General features: G+C 44.8%; 20 protein-coding genes. 18 read left to right on the forward strand and 2 right to left on the reverse strand.

Going from position 1 to position 18,184, the window contains the following annotated elements:
• Positions 1–33 precede the first annotated feature (33 nt).
• The 11 genes from mutL to rlmB all read left to right on the forward strand — a co-directional run bounded on the left by mutL (position 34) and on the right by rlmB (position 12,896).
• Positions 34–2,034 (forward strand): DNA mismatch repair endonuclease MutL, encoded by a 2,001-nt coding sequence (gene mutL / locus HOP38_RS00605; protein ID WP_198557251.1) that lies wholly within the window; start codon positions 34–36, stop codon positions 2,032–2,034.
• Positions 2,031–2,978, forward strand: a complete 948-nt coding sequence (gene miaA, locus HOP38_RS00610) for a tRNA (adenosine(37)-N6)-dimethylallyltransferase MiaA (RefSeq protein WP_006075249.1) — start codon at positions 2,031–2,033, stop codon at positions 2,976–2,978. The genes mutL and miaA overlap by 4 nt, the downstream gene beginning before the upstream one ends.
• Positions 2,979–3,168: 190 nt before the next feature.
• Positions 3,169–3,432, forward strand: coding sequence for an RNA chaperone Hfq (hfq, locus tag HOP38_RS00615; protein ID WP_006075248.1), 264 nt, complete (start codon positions 3,169–3,171; stop codon positions 3,430–3,432).
• Positions 3,433–3,476: 44 nt separating this feature from the next.
• The gene (hflX, locus tag HOP38_RS00620) at positions 3,477–4,766 is read left to right on the forward strand and encodes a ribosome rescue GTPase HflX (protein WP_198557252.1); all 1,290 of its coding nucleotides are present in this window, start codon (positions 3,477–3,479) and stop codon (positions 4,764–4,766) included.
• Positions 4,767–4,811: 45 nt separating this feature from the next.
• Positions 4,812–6,014: an FtsH protease activity modulator HflK gene (gene hflK, locus HOP38_RS00625; protein WP_006075246.1), complete on the forward strand. Its 1,203-nt coding sequence runs from the start codon at positions 4,812–4,814 to the stop codon at positions 6,012–6,014.
• A gap of 2 nt (positions 6,015–6,016) precedes the next feature.
• Positions 6,017–6,997 (forward strand): protease modulator HflC, encoded by a 981-nt coding sequence (hflC, locus tag HOP38_RS00630; RefSeq protein ID WP_006075245.1) that lies wholly within the window; start codon positions 6,017–6,019, stop codon positions 6,995–6,997.
• A 59-nt stretch (positions 6,998–7,056) separates the two neighbouring features.
• Entirely contained in the window at positions 7,057–7,245 is a 189-nt protein-coding gene (locus HOP38_RS00635) for a DUF2065 domain-containing protein (RefSeq protein ID WP_124940541.1), read from the forward strand.
• Between the two features lie 133 nt (positions 7,246–7,378).
• Positions 7,379–8,695: an adenylosuccinate synthase gene (locus tag HOP38_RS00640; RefSeq protein WP_006075243.1), complete on the forward strand. Its 1,317-nt coding sequence runs from the start codon at positions 7,379–7,381 to the stop codon at positions 8,693–8,695.
• A 224-nt stretch (positions 8,696–8,919) separates the two neighbouring features.
• On the forward strand, positions 8,920–9,576 hold the full coding sequence (gene motX / locus HOP38_RS00645; protein ID WP_216613809.1) for a flagellar protein MotX: 657 nt from the start codon (positions 8,920–8,922) through the stop codon (positions 9,574–9,576).
• 94 nt (positions 9,577–9,670) lie between these two features.
• Positions 9,671–12,142: a ribonuclease R gene (rnr, locus tag HOP38_RS00650; RefSeq protein ID WP_198557253.1), complete on the forward strand. Its 2,472-nt coding sequence runs from the start codon at positions 9,671–9,673 to the stop codon at positions 12,140–12,142.
• A gap of 16 nt (positions 12,143–12,158) precedes the next feature.
• Positions 12,159–12,896 (forward strand): 23S rRNA (guanosine(2251)-2'-O)-methyltransferase RlmB, encoded by a 738-nt coding sequence (gene rlmB, locus HOP38_RS00655; RefSeq protein WP_006075240.1) that lies wholly within the window; start codon positions 12,159–12,161, stop codon positions 12,894–12,896.
• 70 nt (positions 12,897–12,966) lie between these two features.
• On the opposite strand, the gene HOP38_RS00660 is transcribed toward rlmB, so the two are convergent.
• Together HOP38_RS00660 and HOP38_RS00665 are read right to left on the reverse strand one after the other, a co-directional pair.
• Positions 12,967–13,194 carry a SlyX family protein gene (locus tag HOP38_RS00660; RefSeq protein WP_006075239.1) on the reverse strand — a complete coding sequence of 76 codons (228 nt, stop codon included), beginning with the start codon at positions 13,192–13,194 and terminating at the stop codon, positions 12,967–12,969.
• Between the two features lie 5 nt (positions 13,195–13,199).
• The gene (locus tag HOP38_RS00665; RefSeq protein ID WP_198558233.1) at positions 13,200–14,180 is read right to left on the reverse strand and encodes a WD40 repeat domain-containing protein; all 981 of its coding nucleotides are present in this window, start codon (positions 14,178–14,180) and stop codon (positions 13,200–13,202) included.
• Positions 14,181–14,340: 160 nt separating this feature from the next.
• Between HOP38_RS00665 and fkpA the strand changes: the two genes are divergently transcribed.
• The 7 genes from fkpA to rpsG all read left to right on the forward strand — a co-directional run bounded on the left by fkpA (position 14,341) and on the right by rpsG (position 18,166).
• Complete coding sequence (fkpA, locus tag HOP38_RS00670; protein WP_038224550.1) at positions 14,341–15,126, forward strand: FKBP-type peptidyl-prolyl cis-trans isomerase; 786 nt, start codon at positions 14,341–14,343, stop codon at positions 15,124–15,126.
• 223 nt (positions 15,127–15,349) lie between these two features.
• Positions 15,350–16,024 carry a helix-turn-helix transcriptional regulator gene (locus HOP38_RS00675; protein ID WP_051647237.1) on the forward strand — a complete coding sequence of 225 codons (675 nt, stop codon included), beginning with the start codon at positions 15,350–15,352 and terminating at the stop codon, positions 16,022–16,024.
• Between the two features lies 1 nt (position 16,025).
• Positions 16,026–16,421, forward strand: coding sequence for a sulfurtransferase complex subunit TusD (gene tusD, locus HOP38_RS00680; RefSeq protein ID WP_038224549.1), 396 nt, complete (start codon positions 16,026–16,028; stop codon positions 16,419–16,421).
• A complete protein-coding gene (tusC, locus tag HOP38_RS00685) occupies positions 16,418–16,774 on the forward strand; it encodes a sulfurtransferase complex subunit TusC (RefSeq protein WP_062462320.1) in 357 nt (118 codons plus the stop codon). Before tusD ends, tusC begins: the two co-directional genes overlap by 4 nt.
• 10 nt (positions 16,775–16,784) lie before the next feature.
• Positions 16,785–17,048 (forward strand): sulfurtransferase complex subunit TusB, encoded by a 264-nt coding sequence (gene tusB / locus HOP38_RS00690; RefSeq protein WP_031493415.1) that lies wholly within the window; start codon positions 16,785–16,787, stop codon positions 17,046–17,048.
• A gap of 175 nt (positions 17,049–17,223) precedes the next feature.
• Positions 17,224–17,598, forward strand: a complete 375-nt coding sequence (gene rpsL / locus HOP38_RS00695; RefSeq protein ID WP_004399892.1) for a 30S ribosomal protein S12 — start codon at positions 17,224–17,226, stop codon at positions 17,596–17,598.
• A 97-nt stretch (positions 17,599–17,695) separates the two neighbouring features.
• Complete coding sequence (gene rpsG, locus HOP38_RS00700; protein WP_031493416.1) at positions 17,696–18,166, forward strand: 30S ribosomal protein S7; 471 nt, start codon at positions 17,696–17,698, stop codon at positions 18,164–18,166.
• The last annotated feature ends 18 nt before the right edge of the window (positions 18,167–18,184 follow it).

Raw genomic sequence — 18,184 nt, forward strand, 5'->3', positions numbered from 1 at the left:
CAAGAATGATGTAGCTCATTTTGGAGAAGATAAGTGACGATTAAGATACTCCCCGCTCGACTGGCTAACCAAATTGCCGCGGGTGAAGTGGTGGAACGACCAGCTTCGGTAGTAAAGGAGTTAGTCGAAAATAGTCTTGATTCTGGTGCGACTCGTATCGATATTGATATCGAAAAAGGTGGTGCCAAACTTATCCGCGTTCGTGATAACGGCAAAGGGATTGCTAAAGATGAGTTGCAACTGGCACTTAGTCGTCACGCGACGTCGAAGATTCATACCTTGGATGATCTTGAAGCCATTATGAGCCTAGGCTTTCGCGGTGAAGCATTAGCAAGTATAAGCTCTGTGGCTCGATTGACACTGACTTCTCGTCCAGCCACGCAAGAACAAGCTTGGAGTGCATATGCCGAAGGGCGTGACATGGCAGTGAAGCTTAAACCTGCTGCACATCCCATTGGTACTACACTTGAAGTCCTTGACCTGTTTTTCAACACACCAGCAAGACGCAAGTTTTTACGTACTGAGAAAACGGAATTCACTCATATTGATGAGCTATTAAAACGGATCGCCTTGAGCCGTTTTGACGTCTCGATCAACCTGAAGCACAACGGTAAGTTAGTAAGGCAGTACCGTGCTGCAAAGACCGATGCGCAAACAGAGAAGCGAATAGCAGCCGTGTGTGGAGCACCATTTGTGCGCAATATGCTTAAGATTGAGTTGCAGCATAATGATTTGAAATTACATGGCTGGATTACCACCCCGGAAGGTGCCAGAGCTCAAAGTGATCTGCAATATTGCTATGTGAATGGTCGTATGATGAAAGACAAACTCATCAATCATGCGATTCGTCAAAGCTACGAAAACAGTCTAGCCCCAGAGCAGTTTGCTGCTTATATCTTGTTTATTGATATCGACCCTCATCAAGTGGACGTGAATGTGCATCCTGCAAAACATGAAGTTCGCTTTCATCAAGCTCGTCTGGTTCACGACTTTATATACCAAGCTCTGAGTGATGCTTTGGTTCAGGCTAAGTCTATTGACGCTCAGCCAGTTTCTCCAGCAGCTTTTAGCACATCGGCTAACAGTCAAAATGAAGCAAAAGTCACCGCACACCGAGAGCCGGAGCAAACATCGAGAATTGATGTCGACGATGCTACGCTTAGTGCTGTGGAAAGCATACCTGCCTATCCTGGTAGAGCGGATTATCAAAGACGTGATAGTCAATCAGAGTATGCTGTGCAAAGTACTTCGGTAGGTCATGAAATTGCAGAGCATTCTCCTCGTAGCGACTGGGTATCTGAGCGTGGTGCGAAGACTTCTAGCAATAAGAGTTCGGCTCGTGTCATAGAAAAAGCGCCAACGGCCGACGAAGTTCGAGTCTATCAGGAGTTGATGCAAACGCCCGATATTGAAACTAACGTCCATCAGTTGCCTGAACCTGAAATGCAAAAGCCAAACCAGATAGACGTGAATATTGAGCGAATTGGTAAGGCCATTGCCATTGTCGAACAATGTTATGTGCTAGTGAAGGCGGAGCCCATTTGCGCGGTGGTGTCTTTGCGCCGGGCTGACTTTTACAAACTGTTCGCTCAATTGAGCCCAAAAACAAGTGCGTTGACCATGCAGCCACTGTTGGTGCCACTCTCATTGAAAGTCAATGAAGGGCAATTAAAAGCGGTTGAGACTCATGAGCAGCTTATGTTGAACTTTGGAATCGATATTAAGGTACGCAATAAACAAACTGCAATGGTGATGGGGGTGCCTTCACCATTAAGGCAGCAAAATTTGCAATTGTTAATTGATGAAATGCTGTCATACTTGGCAACCCTTGAGCAGCATGATCAAACCACCAGTCAGTTAAGCCTTTGGTTAGCGAAAAAAGTGCTGCAAGTGAAAAGTAGCTACACTTTATCTGAATCCGTTCAGTTGCTTGGCAACCTTGAACAGCTCTACGAAGGTCAGCTACCGTTAAGCGACCCTAAATTTGTTCGACCTGTCGATTTTACGGCCACAATTGCAGCATTTTCATCATGAATCAAAAATTACCACTCGTTTTGTTTTTAATGGGTCCAACCGCATCCGGTAAGACCGACTTAGCCATTCGTCTTCGTCAGCAATACCCTGTGGAGATCATCAGTGTTGATTCAGCCTTAATATACAAGGGCATGGATATTGGTACCGCAAAGCCAGATGCCGATGAGCTTGCACTAGCGCCACATCGCTTAATCGATATTTTGGATCCAGCAGAGGCGTATTCTGCGGCGGATTTTAGACGCGATGCTTTGAACGAAATTGCCAAAATTCACGCTGAAGGTAAGATCCCGCTGCTGGTTGGTGGCACAATGCTGTACTTTAAAGCACTATTACAAGGCCTATCGCCGTTACCTGCAGCGAACCCGGAAATCCGCAAACAGATCGAGCAAGAAGCCACAGAAAAAGGGTGGCAAGCACTTCATAATGAACTTCGAGCGATAGATCCTGTCTCAGCAGAGAGGATACATCCAAATGATCCTCAGCGACTATCACGTGCGCTTGAAGTGTATCGTATCTCTGGTAAGTCATTGACAGAATTGACTGAAACCAAAGGCGAGCCTTTACCATTTCGTGTTAAACAATTTGCGGTAGCGCCCAAAGATCGTGCTTTGTTACATAAACGAATTGAATTGCGCTTTGAGAAAATGATACAAGCAGGCTTTGAAGATGAAGTCAAAGCGTTATATGCTCGTGAAGATCTTCACCCAGATCTGCCGTCTATTCGTTGTGTCGGATATCGTCAGATGTGGGAATATTTGGACGGAGAGAGCACTTTAGATGACGCGATCTTTCGCGGGATCTGTGCGACTCGCCAATTGGCCAAGCGTCAAATCACCTGGTTAAGGAGTTGGGATGATTTGGTTTGGTTAGACAGCGAACATGTTGAGGATTCAATGAAAACTCTCACAGATGCCATAGCATCTGATGGCATTAACTGTGTATAATGTGGTCGCTTTTGCGTATTTGTACCCAAAAAGGAACTGAGTTTTGTTTTCAAAGGCAATAGTTGTTCTATGATTATAAAACTAAGGGGTATTTCATTGGTTTAGCTCAGATGCAAAGGCAGCACCTAACATTGCAGTGCACCAATAGCTAAATAATTAAAACTACAATATTAATATAAGGAAAATAAAAATGGCTAAGGGGCAATCTCTTCAAGACCCATTCCTAAATGCACTACGTCGCGAGCGTATTCCAGTATCAATCTACCTTGTAAACGGGATCAAGCTACAAGGTCAAATTGAGTCTTTCGATCAGTTTGTGATCCTTTTGAAAAACACCGTAAATCAAATGGTTTATAAGCATGCGATTTCTACGGTTGTTCCAGCTCGTGCGGTTAGCCATCATAGTGGTGAGCGTCCAGCTGGTGATCGTCAACAAGAGAAATCTGACGATTAATACCGAATTTAATAAAACAAGACAATTAAATAGGAGTTGGTAGCTTGTTTGACCGTTATGAATCGGGGGAGCAAGCTGTACTTGTTCATATCAACTTCACGCAAGAAGGTGAGTGGGAAGATCTTAGCGAATTTGAGATGCTCGTATCTTCTGCAGGCGTTAATGCGTTACAGGTAGTAACCGGAAGCCGGCAGTCCCCTCACCCGAAATACTATGTTGGAGAAGGTAAAGCTCAGGAGATTGCGCAGACAGTGCAGTTAACTGGTGCTGACATTGTGATTTTTAATCACGCCCTTTCTCCTGCCCAAGAGCGTAATTTAGAAAGTCTGTGTAAATGTCGAGTCTTGGATCGCACTGGTCTGATCCTCGACATTTTTGCTCAGCGAGCACGTACCCACGAAGGTAAGTTGCAAGTAGAGCTAGCACAGTTGCGTCACATATCGACTCGATTGATTCGAGGTTGGACGCACCTTGAAAGGCAAAAAGGTGGTATTGGTTTACGTGGTCCCGGCGAAACTCAGTTAGAGACCGACCGTCGACTTCTGCGTGATCGAATTAAAGCGATTTTGCGTCGTCTAGAAAAAGTCGCAAAACAGCGTGAACAAGGCAGACGAGCCCGAAACAGAGCTGAAATCCCAACGATTTCCCTAGTAGGTTATACCAACGCGGGCAAATCAACACTGTTTAACCGTATTACTGAAGCAGGGGTGTATGCTGCTGACCAGTTATTCGCAACACTCGACCCCACTTTAAGAAAAATACAACTAGCGGACGTCGGTCCGGCTATCCTTGCGGATACGGTAGGATTTATCCGTCATCTACCGCATGATTTAGTCGCGGCATTTAAGGCAACACTGCAAGAAACGCAGGAAGCTGACATTTTGTTACATGTTGTCGATGCCAGTGATGACCGATTTCGTGAGAATATTCAAGCTGTTCATGACGTGCTAGAAGAGATAGATGCACATGAAGTGCCTTCTCTCGTTGTGATGAATAAAATAGATAATCTAGATGGCCAACGTCCACGTATAGAACGTAATGGCGAAGGAATTCCGAGAGCCGTTTGGGTTTCTGCCATGGAAGGGCAAGGAATCGAACTGTTGTTCGAAGCGCTAACAGAGCGCTTAGCGAGCCAAATGGTTCAATATCAATTGCGAATTCCGCCGCAGTTTCAAGGGCGATTTCGTAGTACATTTTTCCAGATGAATTGTATTCAACGTGAAGAATACGACGAAGAAGGTAACTTGTTGATTGATATTCGGATGCAACAAGTAGATTGGTCTAGACTTGAAAAAAGAGAAGGGGCAGTTTTGAGTGACTTTATAGTTACTTAAAGGACTGCTACAGTATAACGTCATACTAAATGATGGAGCTTCCTAATGGCGTGGAATGAGCCTGGTAATAACAATGGAAACAACGGCCGCGATAAAGACCCATGGGGTAATAACAATCGTGGTGACCGGAACTCCGGTGGTCGTGATCAAGGACCGCCTGATTTAGATGAAGTCTTTAATAAGCTGAGTCAGAAAATCGGTGGTAAGTTTGGTAAACGTGGTGGTAATGGTGGCCCATCAATTGGCGGTGGTGGTAGTGCAATAGGCTTTGGTGTCATTGCATTAATCGCAGTCGCTATTTGGTTCTTTTCTGGCTTCTATACCATTAGTGAAGGTGAGCGAGGTGTCGTTCTCCGTCTCGGTAAATTCGATCGAATCGTCGACCCAGGTCTGAACTGGCGTCCTCGCTTTATCGACGAATACCAACCTGTTAACGTGCAAGCAATTCGCTCGCTACGTGCATCAGGTACCATGCTGACAAAAGACGAAAACGTAGTTTCAGTTTCAATGGACGTACAGTACCGCGTCTCTGATCCATACAAGTATCTGTTTGTTGTCACTAACGCTGATGACAGCTTAAGCCAAGCAACTGACTCGGCTCTACGTGCAGTAATCGGTGATTCACTGATGGATAGTATCCTGACCAGTGGTCGTCAACAGATTCGTCAAAGCACTCAAGAAACGCTGAATGAGATCATTGATAACTACGATATGGGTCTGTCCATCGTTGACGTCAACTTCCAGTCAGCTCGTCCACCAGAGCAAGTTAAAGATGCATTTGATGATGCGATCGCTGCTCGAGAGGATGAAGAGCGTTTCATTCGAGAAGCAGAAGCGTACAAAAACGAGATTATTCCTAAAGCGACAGGTCGTTCTGAGCGTTTGAAGAAAGAAGCTCAAGGTTATTCCGAGAGAATAACCAACGAAGCGCTAGGTCAAGTTGCTCAGTTTGAAAAACTACTCCCAGAATATCAAGCGGCGCCTGAGGTTACTCGTAACCGTCTGTACCTAGATACGATGGAAGAAGTGTACTCAAATACATCTAAGGTTCTTATTGACTCTGAATCAAGTGGTAACCTGTTGTACTTGCCTATCGATAAGCTAGCAGGTCAAGAAGGTACATCTAAGTCACGTAAGCCAAAGGAAACATCGGCTTATGAACAGATTCAATTAGATCCGTCGGCCAGCGATACTTCTTCAAGCAACAATACGTCTCGCAATAACTCGACGCGTCAAGGGAGATACTAATAATGCGTAAATTGATGATACCAGTATTAGTCGTTGCCTTAGCATTGATGCTGATGTCTTTGTTCGTCATCCCTGAAGGTGAGCGTGGCATCGTAATTCGATTTGGTCGTGTTCTTACCGATGACAACCAAGTATCTCGCATCTACGAACCTGGTTTGCATTTCAAGATGCCACTGTTCGATCGAGTGAAAACATTGGACGCACGTATCCAGACAATGGATGGCCGCGGTGACCGTTTCGTAACGTCAGAGAAAAAAGACGTCATTATCAACACTTATGTTAAGTGGAAGATTGAAGATTTCCGTCAATACTATCTGGCAACGGGTGGCGGTAATGCTCTTACTGCGCAAGCGCTTTTAGAACGTAAGGTTACCGATGTGCTACGTTCTGAAATCGGTGCTCGTGAGATCAAGCAGATTGTTTCTGGTCCTCGTAACAACGATGTACTTCCTGAAAGTGCAGACAGTGAAGAAGTCACCACTGAAGCGGCTAAGCAAGCTCTAGAGATTGATGGCGAACGCGATAAGATCATGAGCAACGTGCTTCGCGATACCCGTGAAAGCGCGATGAAAGATTTAGGTGTTCGTGTTGTTGACTTCCGTATGAAGAAAATCAACCTTCCTGATGAAATCAGTGAATCGATTTATCGTCGTATGCGTGCTGAGCGTGAGTCAGTAGCTCGTAAGCACCGTTCTCAAGGTCGTGAGAAAGCAGAAGTTATTCGTGCTCAAGCTGAGCTAGAAGTGGCAACACTATTGGCTGAAGCAGACAAAACAGCTCGTGTAACTCGAGGTGGTGCAGACGCAAAAGCAGCAGCTATCTACTCTTCGGCGTATAACAAAGACCCAGAGTTCTTTAGCTTCCTACGTTCACTATCGGCGTATAAGACGTCATTCTCTGACAAGAGCGATATCTTAGTTCTTGATCCTAAGAGTGAGTTCTTCCGTTACATGAACGATATGAACGGCGCTCCAGTTAAATAATCTTACGCTATACCGTAATAGGGCTCCTCAAGGGAGCCCTATTTTTTGGGAGAAAAACAATGTCACAGTCGTTATGGATTGCCTTGGGTTTAGTGTTAGTTGTCGAAGGACTAGGACCCCTACTTGCCCCGCGAGGTTGGCGAAACATGGTTTCCCAATTAGCTCAGCAGCCTGATGAGAATTTAAGAAGAATCGGCGGCTGTCTTGTTGTGGCAGGTGCTGTAATTACCTTCATGATGCTAAACTAGCCACAATATCGTTTTTTTATTAGCCAGCATCAGTCACTTACCACAAAGCGGGATTCCAATGCTTAAAAAATGACTGCAAATTTGTGATTTCGATGCTAGAATCCTTTTTTAACTAGCAATCAGATTTGGAAAGATGGGTAATAACGTAGTCGTTCTGGGCACCCAATGGGGTGACGAAGGTAAAGGTAAAATCGTAGACCTTTTAACTGAAGATGCAAAGTACGTGGTTCGCTACCAAGGCGGTCACAATGCAGGTCACACTCTAGTCATTAACGGTGAAAAAACCGTTCTTCATTTGATTCCATCAGGCATTCTTCGCGATAACATTAAGTGTGTTATTGGTAATGGTGTTGTTCTTTCACCAGAAGCACTTCTTAAAGAAATGAAGCCTCTAGAAGAACGTGGTATTCCGGTTCGCGAGCGTCTTTTCGTTTCTGAAGCTTGTCCTCTAATTCTTCCTTACCACATTGCTATTGACCAAGCGCGTGAAATCGCTCGTGGTAATAAAGCAATTGGTACAACTGGTCGTGGTATCGGTCCAGCATACGAAGACAAAGTTGCACGTCGCGGTCTACGCGTTGGTGATCTTTTCGATAAAGAAGTCTTCGCTGAGAAGCTAAAAGAAGTCATGGAGTTCCATAACTTCCAACTAGAGCACTTCTACAAAGCAGACACAGTAAGCTATGACGAAGTTCTAGAACAATGCATGGGTTATGCAGACCTTCTAACTTCAATGGTTATTGATGTAACTGATGAACTTGATGCAGCGCGTAAACGTGGTGACAAGATCATGTTCGAAGGTGCTCAAGGTACGCTTCTAGATATCGACCACGGTACATACCCTTATGTAACGTCTTCAAACACTACCGCTGGCGGTGTTGCGGCAGGTTCAGGTTTTGGTCCTCGTCATATCGGTTACATTCTAGGTATTACTAAAGCTTACTGTACTCGTGTTGGTTCAGGTCCATTCCCGACAGAGCTTTACGATGGCCTAGATAAGCAAGACCCAGTAGGTAAGCACCTTGGTGATGTTGGTCACGAGTTCGGTGCTACAACAGGTCGTCTACGTCGTACTGGTTGGTTTGATGCCGTAGCAATGCGTCGTGCAGTACAAATCAACTCTATCTCAGGTTTCTGTCTAACTAAACTAGACGTGCTTGACGGTCTAGAAGAGCTGAAAATCTGTACTGGTTACAAGATGAAAGATGGCTCTATCTTGGAAGTTTCTCCAATGGCTGCTGAAGCTTTTGAAGAAGCAACACCAATTTACGAAACTATGCCTGGTTGGTCTGAAACAACATTTGGTGCAACGTCTATCGAGCAACTTCCTCAAGCCGCTCTAGACTACATCAAGCGTATTGAAGAACTGACAGGCGTACCAGTAGATATTATCTCTACAGGTCCAGATCGTAACGAAACGATCATTAAGGTTCAGCCATTCGAGGCTTAATCGATTGAAAGTTCTAAAAAGCCAGCATTTACGCTGGCTTTTTTTATTGGTGATGAACATTGAGCAAATGTGATCTTGTGCCAAGGTTTTGACGTCTTTGAACTTCAGCTATTCAAAAGTGGCAATATATTGCCACTTTTCCCATTTTTTCTCTAAAGCGAGGCGAGTAACTGCCGATAAAAGTTAAACCATCCATAAGCGTTGGTTGGCTTTGGTACTTGCGTATGAGGAGTAGTTACACAGTGATTAAGCGACACAAACTAGCAGCACTTGTTTGCATGGCGCTACTTGGCTCTGTAAAAACACTTCACGCCAAAGAAGTGGGGGCTCCGATCCCTATCTATTCTGAAGATGAACTGATTGGTTTAATTGAAGAAAATCGACATCTAGCTCGAGTCAAAGCAGATAACTGTCAGCTGGTTGAAGATATTATGGCGCGCGCGACCCGCATCAACTTACCTTCCTATGAATTTCTTTATGGCGATATGCTTGCTTGGGGTGTTTGTGTGCCTCAAGATGTTGAGTTGGGTCTGTACTACATGGAAAATGCAGCCCATCAAGGATTACCGGTAGCGCTTGAACAGCTAGGCCGCTATTACTCTCGTGGTACTTTTGTGCAGCAAGATAAAGAGCGAGCCATTCCCTATTTTAGAGAAGCGGCGTCAATGGGCAATATTGATGCGAGGATTCAACTTGCAGAATTGTTGCTTCGAGATTTTGGTAGCCCTCTGGACTACGAAGATGCATATCGTTGGCTCTACAACTCGGTGACTCCCGATAGTCGTAAGCATAAACGTATCTCTATGTTAAGACGTGGCTTAGAGCAACGTATGCCTGAAAACATTATCGCAAGGGCAAAGCGTCGAACGACGTTCTGGTAATCTTTCAGCAATACGAGAAATTCAAAGCATTTCTGTAGCTTATCTGCTCTGTCAGTTATAATCGACGTATCCCTCCTAAAATATAGGTCAGACTATGTCGAACAAGCCTAGCGATATCAAAGTAGACGACCCTTTTGCAGAAAGAGAGTCCCAAAACTACGACAACCCAATTCCAAGCCGAGAATTCATCACCGATTTCTTAGAAAGCGTTAATGTACCAATGAACAGAAATGATCTGTTTGAAGCATTAGGGCTTGAAGGCGAAGAGCATTATGAAGGGCTGCGTCGTCGTTTACGTGCTATGGAGCGTGATGGCCAGTTGGTCTTTACTCGACGCCAGTGTTATGCCTTACCAGATAAATTAGAAATGATTAAAGGCTATGTCATAGGTCATAAAGATGGACATGGCTGGGTGAGACCTGAAGGAAGCATGAATAAGGACAATGATGTTCTGCTTCCTCATCACCAAATGCGTACACTATTGCATGGCGATTTTGTATTAGTACAGCCATCTGGCACCGATAAACGTGGTCGAAAGGAAGGGCGACTCGTACGTGTGTTGGAAGAGCGCAAGACGCAAGTCGTAGGCCGATTTTTCCTAGAATACGGTTACGCCTATGTCGTTGCTGATGATTCTCGTATTAGCCAAGATATCCTAATCCCGAACGAACACCGAGGCGGTGCCCGAATGGGCAATGTTGTTGTGGTTGAAGTGACTGACCGCGGCAGCCGATCTCGTGGAATGATGGGGCAAGTAGTTGAAGTGCTCGGCGAGAACATGGCGCCTGGCATGGAAACCCAAATAGCAATTCGCACTCATCAAATTCCTCATGAGTGGCCAGCTGAAGTTGAAAAGCAAGTTCAGCAATTTGGCGAATTTGTACCTGAAGAGGCTAAAAAGGGCCGCGTCGATCTACGCGAGTTGCCTCTTGTCACGATTGATGGTGAAGATGCTCGTGACTTTGATGATGCCGTCTACTGTGAACGTAAAAAAAGTGGTGGTTGGCGCTTATGGGTTGCGATCGCGGATGTCAGCTATTATGTTCGTCCGGATTCCCCTCTAGATAAAGAATCCATCATACGTGGTAACTCTGTTTATTTCCCATCTCAGGTGGTTCCTATGTTACCTGAGGTATTGTCGAACGGATTGTGTTCGCTTAACCCTCAAGTAGACCGTTTATGTATGGTGTGCGAAATGACCATTTCGGAAACGGGCAAACTTTCAGGTTATAAGCATTACGAAGCTGTGATGAACTCTCATGCTCGCCTGACCTATAACAAAGTGAGTGATATTTTAGAGGGTAACGAAGAGTTACGTGAACGCTATAGTGCGTTAGTGTCACACTTGCATGAGCTCCACAATATGTATCAAGTGCTGAAAGAGGCACGTGACTATCGTGGTGCAATTGAGTTCGAAACAGTAGAAACCAAATTTATCTTCAATGCAGAGCGTAAAATTGACCGCATCGAACCTGTGATTCGCAATGATGCCCATAAGATCATCGAAGAATGTATGATATTGGCAAACATTGCTTCCGCTTCTCTGGTTGAGAAAGCCAAAGAGCCGGCCCTGTATCGCATTCACGAGACTCCGGGAGAGGAAAGACTGCAAGGCTTTAGAGATTTCTTGGGGGAGCTTGGCTTAGATTTATCTGGTGGTTTAGACCCGTCACCAACGGATTACGCTGAGCTGATTCGAAAAATCCAGCAGCGCCAAGACAAAGAGTTGATCCAGACCATGCTATTACGCTCAATGAAGCAAGCGGTGTATAACGCAGATAATGCAGGTCACTTTGGGTTAGCGCTCAAACGCTATGCGCACTTTACTTCTCCAATCCGTCGTTATCCTGACTTGTTGCTGCATCGAGCGATTAAGTATCTAATTGCTAAGCAAGAAGGTCGCAACACCGATCGATGGACACCAACCGGTGGCTACCATTATTCCTTCGATGATATGGACTTCTATGGTGAGCAATGTTCGATGACAGAGCGCCGAGCGGATGATGCGACACGTGATGTGGCAGATTGGCTCAAGTGTGAGTACATGCAAGACCATGTTGGCGAAGTTCTTGATGGTGTTATTGCGAATGTCACCGGTTTTGGGTTCTTTGTACGTTTAACGGAATTGCACATTGATGGTTTGGTACATATTTCCTCACTTGCTAATGACTACTATCAGTTTGATCCAATAGGTCAAAGACTTATCGGTGAAAGCTTTGGTGCGATTTATCGATTAGGTGATGCGGTAAAAGTAAAAGTGCTGGCGGTTAACCTTGATGAGAAGAAAATAGACTTTGAATTAGAGGAAACAAGTCGTAAGCTACGCGGCAAAGGAAAAACGGCTAAAAAACGTGTTGCTGAAGCTGAGAAGAAAAAAGCGAAGGCAAAACAACGTGTCGCAGAAGTAAGAGGTAAGCGAGGCGCAAAAGCTAAGCCTCTTGTCGAAGCAACGAAAAGGCCTGACGGACAAGAAGACGTATTGCCGCATAAGCGCAAAAAGTCCAAAGCCGAAAAAGCTCGCAAGAACAAAGCGCGCAGTAAAGCGGGTCGAGCGAAGAAAAAATAGAATTCAAGGTTAAACCATGAGTAACGAATTTATCTACGGCATACATGCTGTGAAAGCTGTATTGGAAAGAGATCCAGTACGTTTTATAGAAGCGTACGTATTAAAGGGGCGTCAAGATGAGCGCTTGATGCCAGTGCTGAATGAATTGACTCAAATTGGTGTGTCGATTCAGCAAATGAACCGTAAGACGCTTGATGACAAAGCACGTGGTGCCAATCATCAGGGAATCATTGCGAAAGTAAAACCAGCTAAGCAGCTCAATGAGAATGATCTAGACAGTATTCTAAGCCAGCATGCTCAGCCACTATTGCTAATTCTTGATGGTGTGACTGACCCTCATAATTTGGGTGCTTGTTTACGTAATGCCGATGCGGCAGGTGTTGCTGCTGTTATTGTGCCGAAAGATCGCTCTGCGCCATTAACGGCCACTGTCAGTAAAGTGGCCTGTGGTGCCGCCGAGACCGTTCCTTTGGTTCGCGTAACTAACCTCGCTCGTACAATGCGATCATTGCAAGAGCAAGGAATCTGGATTGCAGGGACTGCTGGGGAAGCTACTCACGATATCTACCAAGCGAAACTTGATGGACCTTTAGCGATTGTTATGGGTGCGGAAGGTGACGGTATGCGCCGTTTAACTCGTGAGACGTGTGACGATCTGATTAAAATTCCAATGGCGGGCTCGGTATCAAGTTTGAACGTTTCGGTAGCATCGGGGATTTGTTTATTTGAAGCGGTACGCCAACGCGCGCTTTAGTGATTTAGCAGGACTTATAGATAATCCAAAAGCCCCAGCATTACGCAGGGGCTTTCTTATATCTGGACAATCAGTAATGAGGAGGGGGCGTTTCTTCTGAAGGATCGGCAAGGTTGGACGTATCCATATTTTTCACTTTACCAACAACATACTTCATTTGATCTTGCATTTTACTGATCAGTAGCTGTTGTTGAGTTAAGGCGTCATTGAGCTCTTCGATGGTCTGCTCTTGGAATGCCATTTTGCATTCCATATCGTTAATTCTCTCTTCGAGAGCCTGAACTTCTTTATTACTCATAATCTCTACTCACTCAAATTCCAAGCCTGCACAACACCGGCAGAAGAGGCTGAGAGGACGCGTTGGTTGCTCTCAAAAGCGGCATCATACACTACTCCTCGAGGCGGACGAACATCTTTTAACATCTCAACTTCGAAGCCTTCTATCCGTTTACCAGATTGCGTGTCCCAGATGACCATTCTAGAAGAGGGAGAGCCGGTGACTAAACGAGTGCCGTCATCGGAAAAGCGCGCAGAGGAGAAGATAAGCTGTCGAGTCCAGCTGCTTAGCTGACTGACCTCTTTGCCAGTTTTCAGATCCCAAATAATGGCATTATTTCCACTACCTGAAGTGAGGGCGTATAAACCATCGCGTTGTAGTTCCACTGTGCCGACCCGTTGCTCATGTTCAAATTGCTGTAATATTTGACCAGATTCGGTGCTCCAGAAGTAAGCATTATGGTCGTTGCCTCCTGATAGTGCGTATTTTCCATTAGGCGATAGTGAAACAGAATTCACTTTTTCTACGTGAGCGAGGAACTCTAGGCGTCTTCCAGTGACTAAATCGATGAATATGGCTTTACCATTACTGAGACCAATAAGCACTTCATCGCCATTATCGCCCAAAGCGATGTCTTGTATGAGTCCGTCAGAGATAGACCAAAGTCCGGTAGATTGAGACCAGGCTAAATCCCAGACGGCGAAGTTGGTTTGTGTGGCAGTGACAGCAAAGCGGCCATTATCGCTAAAACGAATGAGGGAAATAATATTCTGCTCAGGATCTTGAATGCCCAAGCGAGCTAACAGTTTGTTTTGGTTGAGGTCCCATAGCTGAAGGTGCTGCTGCTTGGAGTAAAGCAAGGCGAATCTGGCATCGCGGCTTAACGCAATGGCACTGGTTCCCTCTAGCGCTAGGTCCCATTGTCTCTCTGAATCACTGGAGAAAAAGCAGCCATTTAACAGGCTGATGACAATTAACCACAGCACAGAATGAGATATTATTCGCATCATTAGCGTTATTCCACGTTGAGTCTTGAGTTTAAGCTAGTATATTTAAAGCTTGAGCTATGTAGAAATAGTTACTAGATTGAGATAGTTACGCATGCTGCGCTGAAAGACAAGTTTAATAAGTATGAGTAGGCGTTGAATTCCATAATCGGAGAATTAAATGAAATCACTATTTAAAGTGTCGCTACTTGCTGCGACAGTAATGTTGGCAGTCGGTTGTCAAAAAGAAGAACCAAAAGCAGAGCCAGCGGCGCAAGAGCAAGTTCAAGCGGAGACAGGCAAAGCGGTTCACTTTAAGACAGAAGATGATAAAGCAGCTTACGCAATCGGCGTTTCTTTCGCTAACTACCTAAGCACGAGCATTGAAAAACCGGCTGAGTTTGGCATCGAGCTGAAGAAAGAACTGGTTCTTAAAGGTATAGAACAAGCGTTTGCGGGTAAAGCTGAACTGACAGAAGATGAAATTCGTGCTGCACTGGAAGGTTTAGACAAGCGTGTTGCTGAAACTATGCAGAAGCAATCAGAAGAAAAAGCGGCTGCAGCTAAGAAAGCTGGTGACGATTTCCGTGCTGAATTCGAGAAACAAGATGGTGTGACTAAAACAGACTCTGGCTTACTGTACCAAGTAGAAACAGAAGGTACTGGTGCGCAACCAAAAGAGACTGACACAGTAGAAGTACACTACAAAGGTACTTTGATTGACGGCACTCAATTTGATAGCTCATACGATCGTGGTCAACCAGCGACATTCCCGCTTAACCGTGTTATTCCAGGTTGGACTGAAGGTGTTCAGCTAATGAAAGTGGGTTCTAAATACAAGTTCGTTATCCCACCAGAGTTAGCTTATGGCGAGCAAGACACACCAACGATTCCTGCGAACTCTACATTGGTATTTGAAGTAGAGCTGCTAAAAATCGATGGCGATGACGCTCAAGCAACTCAATAATTAATGCAATGAACGATAAAGACTCACTACGGTGGGTCTTTTTTTAGTTTGATGAAAGCCACGGTAGATAAAAAACTGCACTTTTTTTGCCCTAAATCACTTGTTAGAGACATACTTAGAGGTCAGCTTCAAATTTTCTGATAAACTTACGGTAATTTTTTTAAGTTATCTCTAGGGTCAAAGTACAGTGACTGAAATTACCAATCCCGATGAGCTGCTTGAAATGGAGTCAGTCGATGTGGCGCCATTTAGCGAGCATGACAAAATCATCCTTAAGTCCTATGAGGCCGTGGTCGATGGATTAGCGAGTTTAATTGGTCCATTTTGTGAAATCGTTCTGCACTCACTGGAGTCGTTAAATACTTCCGCGGTGAAAATTGCCAACGGTGAAAATACAGGGCGTCAAGTTGGCTCACCAATAACCGACCTAGCTCTTAAGATGCTCAAAGATATCGAAGGCTCTGAGCGTAACTTCTCTCGCTCATACTTCACTCGCGCTAAAGGTGGCGTGCTGATGAAGTCGATTACTATTGCGATTCGCAATGGTGATAATCGTGTCATTGGTTTGCTGTGTATTAACGTGAACTTAGATGCGCCATTCTCGCAAATCCTTCAATCTTTTATGCCTACACAAGATGCAAAAGATGCCGCATCTTCAGTGAACTTTGCCAGTGATGTAGAAGAGCTAGTAGACCAAACCGTAGAACGCACTATCGAAGACATCAATGCGGATAAATCGGTATCGAACAATACTAAGAACCGCCAGATTGTTATGGAGCTCTACGACAAAGGTATTTTTGATATTAAAGATGCGATAAATCGTGTCGCAGATCGTCTCAATATCTCAAAACACACCGTTTATCTCTATATCCGTCAGCGTAAGACTGAGGACGAATAACGTGTCTGCGTTAACCTATACATTAGTTATCAATGGATCGGTTTATGGGACTCAGTCTGCACGTAACGCGTTGCTCTTTGCTAAGGCTCTTATTGCTAGAGGACATAAGCTAGTGAGTGTGTTCTTTTATCAGGATGGGATTCACAATGCGTCGCGCCTTGTGGTACCTGCGAATGATGAGCTAGATTTGACAGCTGAGTGGCAGAGTTTGGCACAAGATTATGGTGTACGCTTAGAAACGTGCGTTGCCGCCTCTTTGCGACGTGGTGTCTTGGGTGTTGACGAAGCCTCACAACATACGCGCGATGTCGATAACTTAGCTCAAGGCTTTGAACTCGCGGGGTTGGGTAGCCTCGCCAGCGCTATGTTAACGCAAGACAGGGTGGTGCAGTTTTGACAACACTAGCGTTTGTATTTAACTCATTACCACATTCAACAGCAAAAGGGCGTGAAGGACTAGATGCACTGTTGGCGACATCAGCGTTTACTGAAGACATCAAAGTATTCTTTGTTGGCGCAGGTGTTAATCAGCTCAGACAAAACCAACACAGTGCCGACGTGTTATCACGTGACTACATCAGCGCATTTAAGCTGATGGAGTTGTATGACATTGAAGACGTCTTTGTCTGCGAGCAGAGTATGCTGCAATATCAGCTAGACTCCGAGCAACTGGTTATTGGTGCACAAGTAGTTGAAACGGGTGAAATTGCCAAACAGTTGAGTCTTTGTCATAAAGTATTAACGTTCTAGGTCTCCCTTTATGCTTCATATCATCAAAACCGAAATTGGCTACCAACAAGCACTTTGCTATTTATCGCAAGATGACCAAGTAATTTTGGTCGAAAATGCGTGTTATTTAATCACTGACAAAAACTTAACGTTACCTTCGGCATGTTTCGTGTTGCAACCGGATCTTAGTGCCAGAGGGTTGATGTCTCTAGTATCAGAATCAACTCAAGTTGTGGATTTTAATGGGTTTGTTGAACTCACCGAACGACATGTTAATAGTACTACTTGGGAGTAGTCGTTTCATATCGCTTGCTGTAAACATGAAAACCCGGCAGTTAATCTAAAAAAGATCTGTATATTTCTTGACACACCTCCCACTGCTGCATAGAATTTTGCGTCCCTAATTGCCATTGGCGGTTAGGGCTAGATTTTTCACAAAGCTTACTTTCAAGTAAATCAGGAGCTAGTTAATGGCAACTATTAACCAGTTGGTACGTAAGCCTCGTGCAAAGCAAGTTGTTAAAAGCAACGTGCCTGCACTAGAAGCGTGCCCACAAAAACGTGGTGTATGTACTCGTGTTTACACTACTACACCTAAAAAACCTAACTCAGCACTTCGTAAAGTATGTCGTGTTCGTCTAACGAACGGCTTCGAAGTGACTTCGTACATCGGCGGTGAAGGTCACAACCTTCAAGAGCACAGTGTTGTTCTAATCCGTGGTGGTCGTGTTAAAGACCTTCCGGGTGTACGTTACCACACTGTTCGCGGCGCACTAGACTGTGCTGGCGTAAATGACCGTAAACAAGGTCGTTCTAAGTACGGTGTGAAGCGTCCTAAGTCTTAATGGATTCCGTTAAGTAAGGCCAAACACTAAATTATTTTTAATTTTTGAAGAAACTGTAAAGTTTTGGATAACCTGAAGAAGACAACGGAGAATATCCATGCCACGTCGTCGCGTAATTGGTCAGCGTAAGATCCTTCCAGATCCTAAGTTCAAATCTGAATTGCTGGCAAAGTTCGTTAACATCCTTATGGTTGACGGAAAGAAATCTACTGCAGAGAAAATTGTTTACACTGCACTAGAAGCTATGGCTGAGAAGTCTGGTAAAGACCACTTAGCTGTATTTGAAGAAGCTCTTGAAAATGTTCGCCCAGCGGTAGAAGTTAAATCTCGCCGTGTAGGTGGTTCAACTTACCAAGTACCTGTAGAAGTTCGTCCGGTTCGCCGTAACGCACTTGCTATGCGTTGGTTGGTTGAAGCTGCGCGTAAGCGTGGTGAAAAATCTATGGCTCAACGCCTAGCTGCTGAAATGCTAGACGCGTCTGAGAACAAAGGTACTGCGGTTAAGAAACGTGAAGACGTTCACCGCATGGCTGACGCTAACAAAGCGTTTGCTCATTACCGCTGGTAATACCTTTTCAGTGCTGCG

This window comes from Vibrio mediterranei, from assembly GCF_013364395.1.
In the GTDB taxonomy this organism is placed as follows: Bacteria; Pseudomonadota; Gammaproteobacteria; order Enterobacterales; family Vibrionaceae; genus Vibrio; species Vibrio mediterranei.

Excerpts from the sequence above, each read along its gene's own strand:
- miaA (WP_006075249.1), top strand. The coding sequence starts at position 2,031 with ATGAATCAAAAATTACCACTCGTTTTGTTTTTAATGGGTCCAACCGCA.
- hfq (WP_006075248.1), top strand. The coding sequence starts at position 3,169 with ATGGCTAAGGGGCAATCTCTTCAAGACCCATTCCTAAATGCACTACGT.
- hflK (WP_006075246.1), top strand. The coding sequence starts at position 4,812 with ATGGCGTGGAATGAGCCTGGTAATAACAATGGAAACAACGGCCGCGAT.
- hflC (WP_006075245.1), top strand. The coding sequence starts at position 6,017 with ATGCGTAAATTGATGATACCAGTATTAGTCGTTGCCTTAGCATTGATG.
- HOP38_RS00635 (WP_124940541.1), top strand. The coding sequence starts at position 7,057 with ATGTCACAGTCGTTATGGATTGCCTTGGGTTTAGTGTTAGTTGTCGAA.
- HOP38_RS00640 (WP_006075243.1), top strand. The coding sequence starts at position 7,379 with ATGGGTAATAACGTAGTCGTTCTGGGCACCCAATGGGGTGACGAAGGT.
- motX (WP_216613809.1), top strand. The coding sequence starts at position 8,920 with ATGAGGAGTAGTTACACAGTGATTAAGCGACACAAACTAGCAGCACTT.
- rnr (WP_198557253.1), top strand. The coding sequence starts at position 9,671 with ATGTCGAACAAGCCTAGCGATATCAAAGTAGACGACCCTTTTGCAGAA.
- rlmB (WP_006075240.1), top strand. The coding sequence starts at position 12,159 with ATGAGTAACGAATTTATCTACGGCATACATGCTGTGAAAGCTGTATTG.
- HOP38_RS00660 (WP_006075239.1), bottom strand. The coding sequence starts at position 13,194 with ATGAGTAATAAAGAAGTTCAGGCTCTCGAAGAGAGAATTAACGATATG.
- HOP38_RS00665 (WP_198558233.1), bottom strand. The coding sequence starts at position 14,180 with ATGCGAATAATATCTCATTCTGTGCTGTGGTTAATTGTCATCAGCCTG.
- fkpA (WP_038224550.1), top strand. The coding sequence starts at position 14,341 with ATGAAATCACTATTTAAAGTGTCGCTACTTGCTGCGACAGTAATGTTG.
- HOP38_RS00675 (WP_051647237.1), top strand. The coding sequence starts at position 15,350 with ATGGAGTCAGTCGATGTGGCGCCATTTAGCGAGCATGACAAAATCATC.
- tusB (WP_031493415.1), top strand. The coding sequence starts at position 16,785 with ATGCTTCATATCATCAAAACCGAAATTGGCTACCAACAAGCACTTTGC.
- rpsL (WP_004399892.1), top strand. The coding sequence starts at position 17,224 with ATGGCAACTATTAACCAGTTGGTACGTAAGCCTCGTGCAAAGCAAGTT.
- rpsG (WP_031493416.1), top strand. The coding sequence starts at position 17,696 with ATGCCACGTCGTCGCGTAATTGGTCAGCGTAAGATCCTTCCAGATCCT.